Here is a 10,448-nt window from a genome sequence, read left to right on the forward strand (position 1 = left end):
GTAACCTTTTGGTAAAGAATATAGGAATGATTATAGCCAAACACCACTTTGTAAATGGAATTTTTGCTATTATTTAATTCTTTTTCGTTCTCGTAATGTGTATTTTGGTCAAGGATAGGGATGGGTCGTTTTTTTGCATTGCTGTTATTGCCCCTTCTCCTTTTTGGCGGTACTGTTAAACATTTTAAATGGAAAGACGGTGAAAGCTTTCTCACCTTTCTAGAGCGAAAAAAACTTCCATTACGTGTCTATTATAACCTCGATAAAGAGGATCAAAAACTCACCGAAGATATCCCCTATACCGCTAAATGTCAAATGGTAGTCGACAATCAAAACTTTATCCATCAAATTTTGATTCCGGTCAATGACGAACTGCAGCTGCAGATTTATCTCACTCCGAAACGACGGTATGAAACGAAAGTGATTCCTATCGTGAGTGAAGAGTATACGGAAACTCTTTATGTACCGATTCAATCCATCCCTTATAATGATATTTTAAAAATGACCGGATCGAAAAACTTAGCCTCAATCTTTGTGAAAATGTTCAAAGGAAAAGTTGATTTTCGTAAAGGGTTAAAAAAAGGTGACCCTATCATTATGGTATATACCCAAAAGTATCGTTTGGGGAAACCGTTTTCAATGCCGGAAGTACACGGGGCTATGGTTGAGATCAATGGAAAGCGTGTCCGTGTTTATCGCCACAGTGACGGACGTTTTTACGATGAGAAAGGGGGGCAGTATGAGAAGTTCTTGTTTAAACTTCCGATGCGTAACCCGCGTATAACCTCTCGATTTACAAAGAGCCGTTATCATCCGGTACTTCACCGATACCGTGCCCACTTAGGGGTTGATTTCGGAGCGCGACCCGGAACCCCTATCCTCTCTACCGGAGAGGGACGTGTGAGCTTCGTCGGCTATTCAACAGGATACGGAAAAACGATAAAAATACGTCACAACAATGGACTTACAAGCCTTTACGCTCATCAAAAAGCGTTTAAAAAAGGGATACATACAGGAATGAAAGTAAAGCAAAGCGAAATGATCGGATATGTCGGTAATACGGGATTATCCTCAGGACCGCATCTGCATTTTGGAATGTATCGCGGAAGCAGTGCTATTGATCCTCTCAGTGTGATGAAGAAAAAAACCGAAGGTTTTACGGGTAAAGAGCGTAGAGTGTTTAATGAAATTCGGGATAAAATGGATAAAAAGTTTAAAAAAGCACTTCAAGAGAAACGGATACGAAAACCGTATTTTGATTTCCATGAAACCTATTATGTTGAGAGTGAGAGCTTTAAGCCGAAACCTTTTTAAAGAGCTAAGATGATTACCGATGTCACTATCGTACCGTGTGAAAACTCTGACTTTGTAAAACCGAAACGGATACAATATTCTCAGACCGGTGTTGCTAAAGTATGGGATATGGTCGAAGTTCACGACAGTGTAGCGATCCTTTTGTACCAGGAAGAGCATCAAACACTTGTTATTGTTCGACAGTTTCGCCCCCCTGTATATCTCAAGAATGAAGACGGCTTCACGTATGAGTTGTGTGCCGGTATCGTCGATAAAGATAAATCGTTGGTTGAGATTGCCCATGAAGAGATACTCGAAGAGTGCGGATACCATGTTCCACTCGATCAGATAGAACGGGTAACCTCTTTTTATACGGCGGTAGGATTTGCCGGATCGGTGCAAACACTTTATTATGCTAGTGTGAATGAAATGATGCGTGTAAATGAGGGTGGCGGTGTAGGTGTCGAATCGATTGAAGTAATAGGGATACCTGTGTCTGAAGCGAAAGAATTTGCAATGGATGAGACCAAAGCCAAAACACCGGGATTGATGTTTGGATTCGGGTGGTTTTTAGAGAATAAGCTGTAGTTCCCGCGAGATGCGGGAAGTGACGAAACAGTTTAGGGTTAGAATTTGTAACTAAGGGTAGTGTAGAAGTTGCGTCCCGGTTCGTTAAGAACAAGAGGTTGCGCTCCTTCCATAATTGTGGTTAGCCCGATATAGCTGTTGCTCACTGCATAGGTACGATCAAAGAAATTATTGATTCCTGCAGTTAGAGAGAAACCGTTACCCAATTCTGTGCCGTATTTGAGATTGAGGATACCGTATCCGCCAATCGCCTGTTCACCGTTGTTTACATCGTATGTTTGGTGTCTAGCGGCAATTAACTCGGCTTCAGCGTAGTTTTTTGAGTCATCAAACACAAGTGCTACCCGTCCTTTAAGCGGTGGGATATCCGCGAGGTCTTTATCTGTTTGTGCTAGAGTTGCTAGAGAATCGAGTTGACCGACATCTTTTTTGGTCCCTTTTTGGTAGGCAACCCCCGATTCGATATTCCACTCTTTATTCAAGGCGTAATCGGCCGTGATATCTCCGCCGACAATACGGGCGTCAATGTTTGCAAAAGAGGTAGTAGACCCTACTACTTTGTAGGCATAAATATAATCTTTTAAATCACTGTAGAACAGTGTCCCTTTGAGGTGTAAATTCCCAAATGTATGCTCGATCCCCATGTCAACTTCACGGTTGATCGTTTCATTAAGATTGGTATTTCCAACACTGGCAAAATAGAGTTCTCGTGCATCGGGAACACGAGAGGATTGTCCCGCACCGACGAAAAAGTTGCCATGTGTACTGTAATGGTATCGCCCTAAAACATTGGCACTGACATTCGTGTAATCGCGGTCTTTAGTCGTTGACATTCCGGTTAATGATTGATCCGCATCAATAGTGGTATCGTCATAGCGGAGACCTCCGCTTAGATCAAACGAACCAAGTGTTTTGAGTGCTTTTGCATAGACACCGATGTTTTCGGTATCGGCATCGGGGATTTGAATGGTGGTATAAGGATTAGTTCGATTTCCTTTGGTTCCGTTCCAATTGCGCGTAGAGAGATCAAGACCGAAGGTGATCTCTGTTTCGGCAATCAAAGCAGTGTTTTCGGCACGTACCCCTTTAATAGTTGCGTCAACTAAAGAGACACTCGACATACCGGTTCTGAAATCGGTTCCCATGTCGTGCTCGACTTTTGAATGGTAGGCTTCGATACTCAGTTCATCCGAATACTCTCCCAACGCGAAGAGTTGATATTTGGCTTTGAACATGTCGGTATCATCCATGAGGGCATCCATCGGATAGCGCGGGTAGAGGACATTATCAGCACGGTCACCGAAATAGCTGAGGGTTAGTTTTTGATTATCGCCGATATTACCAACGACTTTTGCCCAAAAATTTTGGCGTTCGTAGGCATTATCATTCTTGTGTGCCGCACTGTAGGGTTTCGTAGAGCTTTCGGCTTGTTCTGTCATGGTTTTGCCGTTGCCGTCTTTGTACTGGCCACTGGTTTCGCGGCTGTATCCTACGAGGGCTTGAACCGTGTCATTCCCCCCTTCGACAGTAGTGGAAATTTTACGGTAGTCATAACTTCCGAGGGTTGCGGATACTTCTCCGTGCAGACCCTTGGTAGGGTCTTTAGTGACGACGTTAATCGCTCCTCCGAGACTTCCGAACTGAGTTACGTCAAACGGCCCCTCTTGAACTTCTACACTAGCAATTTGGCTGGATGAGACGTGCATAGCAGGCGGATCCATACGGTTAGGACATGCACCGCATACTTTGGCATCATCAATGGTTACGTTGAGATTGTCTTTTTTGAAACCGCGTAAAACGATGTCGTTGCCGATGGCACTGGTACGAACGTGTGTGATCTCTGGAAGTGAACCTGATAGCATTTCCCCCAGATCGGATTGGCGAGAAAATTTGACCATCTCATCGGCAACGATATTTTTACCATCAGCTTTAGGGGCAGAGGCTTCAACGGTGATTTTTTGAATCGTGACAGGCTCAGTGGCGAGGGCAGCAACCGCAGCCAAAGAGAGGAGGCTAAACTTCTTCATACTTCTAATCCTTAAGTAAATATGAAGAATTGTAGGAAAGAAGTGTTACATTAGTGTTAAGTCGTTATACTTTTGACCATGAAATTAAATACTAAACAAATAGTTTTAACGCTCCTGTTATTAGCCGCTTCGGGCTATTTTCTCTACTCGGGCTTTTCCCTTTTATTCCATCCGTAAGGATATATCTTCGGGGAACTGCATCGTTACGCAGTGGAGGGAGCCGTGTTGACGGATAAGGACGGAGCAGTCGATAGGGATGATATCCCTTCCGTAAAACGCTTTTTTACAAATCTCGATCGCTTCGTTGTCATGCGGATCGTTATAGATTGGTAACAAAACGGCATCATTGATGATTAAAAAGTTAGCATACGTTGCGGGGAGACGCTCGTCCTCATAAAAGGCCGGAGAACACATCGGTAGTGCGATGAGGTTAAACGGTTCATCATCGATGTCACGCAATGCCATCAACTCTTCTTCCATTTTTTTCAATGCCTCGTAATGCTCATCTGATTTATCGTCGCATTTGACATACATAATGGTATCTGTATCAATAAAACGGGCGAGGGTATCGATATGGCTGTCGGTGTCATCACCGGCAAGATAACCGTGATTGAGCCATAAAATCTGTTCTACACCGAAGTGTTTTTTGAGCTCTTTTTCCATCCCTTTTTTATCTAAATGAGGATTGCGATTCGGATTAAGGAGACATTCTGCCGTGGTGAGCAATGAACCGTTTCCGTTGGTTTCGACGCCGCCCCCCTCCAAGATAAGATTGACTTTTTCCATTGGTGCACCATAGACGTTAGAGAGTGCCGAACTCATCGCATTATCACGCGAAGCATCAAACTTTCCGCCCCATCCGGTAAAAGTAAAGTCGAGCAGTAAAGGCTCATCTTCATCCTCGTCGATAACACTTAGCGCACTGCAATCACGCGCCCAAGTGTCATCGCTTTGATAGGCTACGAAAATCAGATTCTCGTGAGAGTTAAAATAGCTTTTGACGAGATCCACATCGTCACACACAATGAGGCAGGGCTGATAGCGGGCAATAGAAGAGGCAATATTGACAAAACACGCTCTCGCCTCTTCGAGATAGGGTGCCCAGTCGCTTTGGGGATGGGGAAAAATGAGTTGCACAAAACTTTGAGGTTCAAATTCGGCGGGGAAATAACGCATTAACAATCCTTAGATTATAATTCTTATATGGGAACAATTAAATTGAGCCGCGAGGCACTTATTCATAATCTTGACATTATCGCACACCAAGTCGGTGGAAAAGATAAAATCGCGGTCGTTTTAAAAGATAACGCCTACGGCCACGGTGCTGAGATGATTGCCGAAGCGGCATCTGAGTATGGAGTCAATCAAGCAGTGGTGCGCTTAGAACGTGAAGCCGAGGAGATTGTTAAGTACTTTGACAATGTATTGATATTGGGCCAAAAACCGACCCATATCCATCCGAAATTCAGCTACGCCATTAATTCGCTTGAAGAGATATCTGCCTATCCGAGTGGAGCGCGAGTCGAGCTGAAAATCGACACGGGGATGCACCGTAACGGAATTTCCCCCGAGCAACTCGAAGCAGCGTTTGAAAAAATGGCGAAACGAGGACTCATTTGTATCGGGATTATGAGCCATTTACGTGCAGCCGACACCCTCAGTTCAGAATGGTTTTGGCAGCGTCAGAATTTTGATCGTATCAAACAGAAGGCTGATCTTTTGGCTCAAAAATTCGGATGGAAACTACGCTTTCATATCTCCAATTCAGCGGGAACATTTCGCTCCACAGAGTGCCGTGATGATATCGTACGAGTCGGTATTGCATTGTACGGATGTTTACAAATGGATACAAGTTTGCCGCAACCGCTCCTAAAAAGTGTCCTCTCTTTGTGGGGAGATAGAATGGCGACCAGGGTATTAAAAGCCGGAGAACGGGTAGGGTATAACGGTCTTTATGAAGCTTTAGCAGATGAGGTTGTTAGCACCTATGATTTGGGATATGCGAACGGACTTGATCGCCTTGCTTCGAATCACTACACTACACCGGAGGGGGTAGCTCTTCGCGGTCGTATCTCGATGGACAGTGCGAGTTTTTCAAGCGATGCGGAACAACTGAAAATTTTTGATAATGCCAATGATTATGCTAACGCCGTCGGGACGATCGGGTATGAGATTTTGGCGTGTTTGGATAAAGATCTCAAGCGAGAGTGGATTGATTAGGAGTTAATCTTAATCATTGCATCTGAAAATATAGCTCCATCAAGTCGCATTTCGATCAAATTTTCTAAATCTTTTTCCGCATCGATGTATCCCAACACTTTGGCATCAAAAAGATAGTGTTCTGCTACTTTTTGAATTTCTGCGCCATGTTTGGGGAGAACAATCAGATACGAAGCTCCCAGATTTTCGGCGATAACGGCATCGGTAGCAGTTTCGACATGGAGTGCGAAACGGATGCTATTGAGACGTAGATGTTCGATAATATCGAGATTTTCAGGGGTAAAAAAAAGGGCGACAACGGAATTCGAGGGTGTGTGTCGCAACGCTTCAATCGAGTCGATGTGGTAAAACGGCTCTGATGGGACATAGGTGTGACCGAATAGCAGCATAGTTAGCCTTCCAAACATTCGCGACTGCAATAGTATTTGCCATCACGCATAAATGCTTCTTTGACCTGTACGTAGGTACCGCACTTCGCACACGGAAGCATTGCCTCTTCTTGAGAATTATCCGAAGAGGGGGGAGTAAGAGCCTTTTTTTTGAAAAAAAGGTAATAAACCCCGACCAGAACACCGATTAATAATAGTAGTTTTAGCATAGTCTTATCTCTTTATGAGCAGATAATGGCGATTTTCCGCCTCAATAATTGTGTAATCGAGTGTTTCATCGATTTCATCATACACTTTTTCCCCTTTGTAAAAGAGCAAAAGAGTCCCCTCGCTGCAAAACGGTTTTGAGAGTTTTAAAAGCATTTCAGTATCGGTAACGGCGCGTGACGTAATAAGATCATACGGCTCGCTTGAGAGTTGTTCTACTCTGAGCGCTTTGACATCCACGTTGCTCAAACCCAAATCCGCTTTGACAAACTGTAAAAAGCTCGCACGTTTGCTGAGGGGTTCAACGAGGGTAAAATGGGTTTGCGGCAGGGCGATTGCCAAAATCATCCCAGGAAATCCCGCCCCTGTTCCGATGTCCATTGCTTTAGTAACAGAAGGGAGAAACGTTACAGGAATAACCGCATCGAGGATAAACTGATCGATTTGCTGGAGAGTTTTAGCTCCCGTTAGATTATGAACTTTGTTCCATTTTTCCAGAAGAGCTTTGTATTGAGCGATCTTTTCCAAAAAATCTTCGGGAACCTTCACATTGTGTTGCGCTAACAGCTGCTTTAATTGGCTCATAAATCGTGTCCCATCTGCTCTTTTTTGACTTTTAAATACCCCTCATTATGGGGGTTGGGATTGATAATGACCGGAACACGTTCCGTAATTTCGACGTTCAACCCCTCTACGACGTCCACTTTAGCCGGATTATTGGTTAAAAGACGGATTTTATGAAGACCGAAATCTTTAAAAATTTCACCGACAACATCGTAGGTTCGCTGATCAGGAGCAAATCCGAGTTCGACATTGGCCTCGATCGTATTACGCCCATGATCTTGGAGGCAGTAGGCGTTTATTTTATTGAGAAGGCCGATATTACGCCCCTCTTGGCGGTGGTAAATGATCAGTCCGCCCTCTTCGGCGATTAATTTCAGCGCTTTATGTAACTGATTGTTACAGTCACATTTAATACTGCCGAAGGTGTCACCGGTAAGACACTCGGAGTGGATCCGAACCAACGGCGACTCTTGGCGTTCAAAGTTCTCGGTAAATATGGCTAAATGCTCTTGTATCCCCTCTTTGTAGACACGGATTTTAAAAGGGCCGTATTTACTAGGGAGATTGGCAATAGATGATTTTTCAAAAAGGGGTGTTGTTGTTTTCATTAGTGCCATTATAATAGGTGTTTCTAAAAAATGGATTATTAAACGAAGAGGCGATACAATCTAGTTACTATTTTTTTAATTGGAGTCACATTTATGGAGCGTTTTCGCCGTACCCGTTTAAATCCTCAACTACGCTCACTGGTGCGTGAAACTTATGTAGGGGTTAATGACTTTATCTACCCATTATTCGTTCGCCCCGGTGAGGGGATAAAAACGGAAGTTTCGTCGATGCCGGGTGTTTATCAAATGTCTTTGGATGAGATTTTGAAAGAGTGTGAATTGCTTCAATCCCTTGGAATCTATTCGATTATCCTTTTCGGTATCCCTGCCGTGAAAGATTCGATCGGCAGTGATGCATTGTGTGATCATGGAATTATTGCGACAGCCGTTCGCGCCATCAAGCGTGCCTACCCGAAAATGTTTGTCGTCACCGATTTGTGTTTTTGCGAATACACCGATCATGGACACTGCGGTATTCTCGATCATGTCCATGAGACGGTCGATAACGATTTGACTCTTGGAATTTCGGCACAGCAGGCATTGGTTCACGCACGTGCAGGTGCCGATATGATTGCACCCTCGGGGATGATGGACGGGATTATTACGACGTTGCGTGATGCACTTGATGGGGGAGGTTACGCCAATCTCCCGATTATGAGTTATTCGACCAAATTTGCCAGCGGTTATTACGGACCGTTTCGAGATGTCGCCGAATCGGTACCGAGTTTCGGTGACCGCTCTAGCTATCAGATGGATCCGGCAAACCGCCGTGAGGCGATTCGAGAGAGTTTGGCAGATGAAGCGCAGGGTGCCGATATTTTGATGGTGAAACCCGCACTTGCCTATCTCGATATTATCCGTGATATCCGTGAAGCCTCGCAGCTTCCGTTGGCAGTTTACAATGTCAGCGGCGAGTATGCGATGCTCAAATGTGCGGGAGCGGCAGGGCTGATCGATTACAACCGCGTCATGATGGAGACGATGGTAGGATTCAAACGCGCGGGGGCTGATATCATCATCAGCTACCATGCTAAAGAAGTAGCACAACTTTTAAATTAATGAATTTTTTTTATGATATGATTGTTTTTTGTATCGAAGGAACACCGTGAGACACTTTTTAACGTTAAAAGATTATACCAAAGAAGAGATCTTAGAGATTTTGGAGATTGGTTTAGAGATAAAAAAAGAGGTCAAAGCCAAAGTACTCAAACCCCGTCTTGCGGGACAGACACTGGCGATGATCTTTGAAAAAAGCTCTACCCGTACCCGGGTCAGTTTCGAGGTAGGGATGTATCAGCTCGGCGGTCATGCCCTATTTCTCTCAAATCGTGATATCCACCTTGGGCGCGGTGAACCGGTCAAAGATACGGCGCGTGTTATCTCTTCGATGTGCGATATGGTAATGATCCGCACCTATGAGCAATCGATGCTCGAAGAGTTTGCCCTTCACTCTAAAGTTCCGGTCATTAACGGTCTCAGTGACAGCTACCATCCGGTGCAGCTATTGGCGGACTTCATGACTATGATGGAGTGCGGAAAAGATAAGAATCCGATCGTAGCCTATGTTGGGGATGGCAATAATATGACCCATTCATGGTTGATGCTCTCAGCTAAGCTCGGATTTGAACTTCGTATCGCAACCCCAAAGGGGTATGAGTGTGATCCGGCTATTATTGCCGATGCTCTCGCTTTTGCTGAACACAGCGGTGCAAAAATCACGATCACCAATGATCCTAAAGTGGCGGTTAAAGGTGCCACTGTCGTAACGACCGATACATGGATTTCAATGGGTCAAGAAGAGGAAAAAGCTCAACGGATACGTGCATTCGAGGGGTACATCGTCGATGAAGCCCTTATGGCGCTTGCGCGTGAAGACGCTATCTTTTTACATTGTCTTCCTGCCTATCGCGGCGTTGAAGTGAGTGAAGCGGTATTGGAAGGGGAGCAGAGTTTGATTTTTGAAGAGGCAGAGAACCGTCTTCACGCGCAAAAAGGGTTAATGGTTTGGTTAGATAAACATCGTTAAGGGGTACAAATGCGTTCATTATGGCTATTGAGTATTATCAGTGTGAGTCTTTATGCTGCGGTGGCGGTTCAAGTCGGAGATAAGTTTAAAGATTCGGGTAAATGTAAAGCTTGTCATAGCCATATTGTGAAGCAGTGGGAAGAGTCTTGGCATGCAAAATCCCATTACGATAACGATGAGTATTTTCAAAAAACGATCGATTATGTCGCCCGTAAAAATAATCGAAAATCGCTGAATACGATTAAAATAGAGTGTGCGGCCTGCCACAATCCCCGTATCTCTGTTACTTCTACAACGGCTGAATATGAAGCCATAGCCTCGTTAAAACTGGATAAAGACTCCGCTGCTACTAAAGCCCTTAAAAGTGATCAAATCTCTGAGGGGATTAACTGTGTCGTTTGTCACAACATTGATCAAATCCATGATGAACTTCCCGATAGTAAACGAGGCATCCATCGGGTTAGCTGGATGAAATCGGGGATTATGAGCGGTCCTTATGCCGATGCCAAGTCCCCTTATCATAAAG

12 protein-coding genes are annotated in these 10,448 nt (G+C 44.4%); 6 read left to right on the forward strand and 6 right to left on the reverse strand.

Features of this window, described 5'->3' with window-relative positions; genetic code table 11:
- The first annotated feature begins 120 nt into the window (after positions 1–120).
- Entirely contained in the window at positions 121–1,314 is a 1,194-nt protein-coding gene (locus A2517_RS11395) for a peptidoglycan DD-metalloendopeptidase family protein (protein WP_294897137.1), read from the forward strand.
- Positions 1,315–1,323: 9 nt separating this feature from the next.
- Complete coding sequence (locus tag A2517_RS11400) at positions 1,324–1,881, forward strand: NUDIX domain-containing protein (RefSeq protein WP_294897139.1); 558 nt, start codon at positions 1,324–1,326, stop codon at positions 1,879–1,881.
- Between the two features lie 38 nt (positions 1,882–1,919).
- Here A2517_RS11400 and A2517_RS11405 read toward each other — a convergent pair whose 3' ends face one another.
- Both A2517_RS11405 and A2517_RS11410 read right to left on the reverse strand, forming a co-directional pair.
- On the reverse strand, positions 1,920–3,908 hold the full coding sequence (locus A2517_RS11405) for a TonB-dependent receptor (RefSeq protein ID WP_294897141.1): 1,989 nt from the start codon (positions 3,906–3,908) through the stop codon (positions 1,920–1,922).
- 162 nt (positions 3,909–4,070) lie between these two features.
- Positions 4,071–5,084 (reverse strand): agmatine/peptidylarginine deiminase, encoded by a 1,014-nt coding sequence (locus tag A2517_RS11410; protein WP_294897143.1) that lies wholly within the window; start codon positions 5,082–5,084, stop codon positions 4,071–4,073.
- A 27-nt stretch (positions 5,085–5,111) separates the two neighbouring features.
- On the opposite strand from A2517_RS11410, the gene A2517_RS11415 reads away from it, so the two are divergent.
- The gene (locus tag A2517_RS11415; RefSeq protein ID WP_294897145.1) at positions 5,112–6,128 is read left to right on the forward strand and encodes an alanine racemase; all 1,017 of its coding nucleotides are present in this window, start codon (positions 5,112–5,114) and stop codon (positions 6,126–6,128) included.
- On the opposite strand, the gene A2517_RS11420 is transcribed toward A2517_RS11415, so the two are convergent.
- Genes A2517_RS11420 through ribA form a run of 4 tightly spaced genes read right to left on the reverse strand, consistent with a single transcriptional unit; the run spans position 6,125 to position 7,905 of the window.
- Positions 6,125–6,517 (reverse strand): hypothetical protein, encoded by a 393-nt coding sequence (locus A2517_RS11420; RefSeq protein ID WP_294897147.1) that lies wholly within the window; start codon positions 6,515–6,517, stop codon positions 6,125–6,127. The genes A2517_RS11415 and A2517_RS11420 overlap by 4 nt on opposite strands.
- Before the next feature lie 2 nt (positions 6,518–6,519).
- The gene (locus tag A2517_RS11425; protein WP_294897149.1) at positions 6,520–6,726 is read right to left on the reverse strand and encodes a PP0621 family protein; all 207 of its coding nucleotides are present in this window, start codon (positions 6,724–6,726) and stop codon (positions 6,520–6,522) included.
- 4 nt (positions 6,727–6,730) lie between these two features.
- Complete coding sequence (gene rsmG, locus A2517_RS11430) at positions 6,731–7,309, reverse strand: 16S rRNA (guanine(527)-N(7))-methyltransferase RsmG (RefSeq protein WP_294897151.1); 579 nt, start codon at positions 7,307–7,309, stop codon at positions 6,731–6,733.
- Positions 7,306–7,905 (reverse strand): GTP cyclohydrolase II, encoded by a 600-nt coding sequence (gene ribA, locus A2517_RS11435; protein WP_294897153.1) that lies wholly within the window; start codon positions 7,903–7,905, stop codon positions 7,306–7,308. The genes rsmG and ribA overlap by 4 nt, the downstream gene beginning before the upstream one ends.
- 84 nt (positions 7,906–7,989) lie before the next feature.
- Between ribA and hemB the strand changes: the two genes are divergently transcribed.
- The 3 genes from hemB to A2517_RS11450 form a co-directional block, all read left to right on the forward strand.
- Positions 7,990–8,955: a porphobilinogen synthase gene (gene hemB, locus A2517_RS11440; protein WP_294897156.1), complete on the forward strand. Its 966-nt coding sequence runs from the start codon at positions 7,990–7,992 to the stop codon at positions 8,953–8,955.
- A gap of 46 nt (positions 8,956–9,001) precedes the next feature.
- Positions 9,002–9,922 (forward strand): ornithine carbamoyltransferase, encoded by a 921-nt coding sequence (gene argF, locus A2517_RS11445; RefSeq protein ID WP_294897158.1) that lies wholly within the window; start codon positions 9,002–9,004, stop codon positions 9,920–9,922.
- Between the two features lie 9 nt (positions 9,923–9,931).
- The coding region (locus A2517_RS11450; RefSeq protein ID WP_294897160.1) for a multiheme c-type cytochrome at positions 9,932–10,448 on the forward strand (517 nt) is incomplete at its 3' end.

The organism is Sulfuricurvum sp. RIFOXYD12_FULL_44_77, from assembly GCF_001830725.1.
Taxonomy (GTDB): domain Bacteria; phylum Campylobacterota; class Campylobacteria; order Campylobacterales; family Sulfurimonadaceae; genus Sulfuricurvum; species Sulfuricurvum kujiense_A.

Coding starts and splice junctions, on each gene's coding strand:
- A2517_RS11415 (WP_294897145.1), top strand. CDS start 5,112: ATGGGAACAATTAAATTGAGCCGCGAGGCACTTATTCATAATCTTGAC.
- A2517_RS11405 (WP_294897141.1), bottom strand. CDS start 3,908: ATGAAGAAGTTTAGCCTCCTCTCTTTGGCTGCGGTTGCTGCCCTCGCC.
- A2517_RS11425 (WP_294897149.1), bottom strand. CDS start 6,726: ATGCTAAAACTACTATTATTAATCGGTGTTCTGGTCGGGGTTTATTAC.
- hemB (WP_294897156.1), top strand. CDS start 7,990: ATGGAGCGTTTTCGCCGTACCCGTTTAAATCCTCAACTACGCTCACTG.
- A2517_RS11395 (WP_294897137.1), top strand. CDS start 121: ATGGGTCGTTTTTTTGCATTGCTGTTATTGCCCCTTCTCCTTTTTGGC.
- ribA (WP_294897153.1), bottom strand. CDS start 7,905: ATGGCACTAATGAAAACAACAACACCCCTTTTTGAAAAATCATCTATT.
- A2517_RS11420 (WP_294897147.1), bottom strand. CDS start 6,517: ATGCTGCTATTCGGTCACACCTATGTCCCATCAGAGCCGTTTTACCAC.
- rsmG (WP_294897151.1), bottom strand. CDS start 7,309: ATGAGCCAATTAAAGCAGCTGTTAGCGCAACACAATGTGAAGGTTCCC.
- A2517_RS11400 (WP_294897139.1), top strand. CDS start 1,324: ATGATTACCGATGTCACTATCGTACCGTGTGAAAACTCTGACTTTGTA.
- A2517_RS11410 (WP_294897143.1), bottom strand. CDS start 5,084: ATGCGTTATTTCCCCGCCGAATTTGAACCTCAAAGTTTTGTGCAACTC.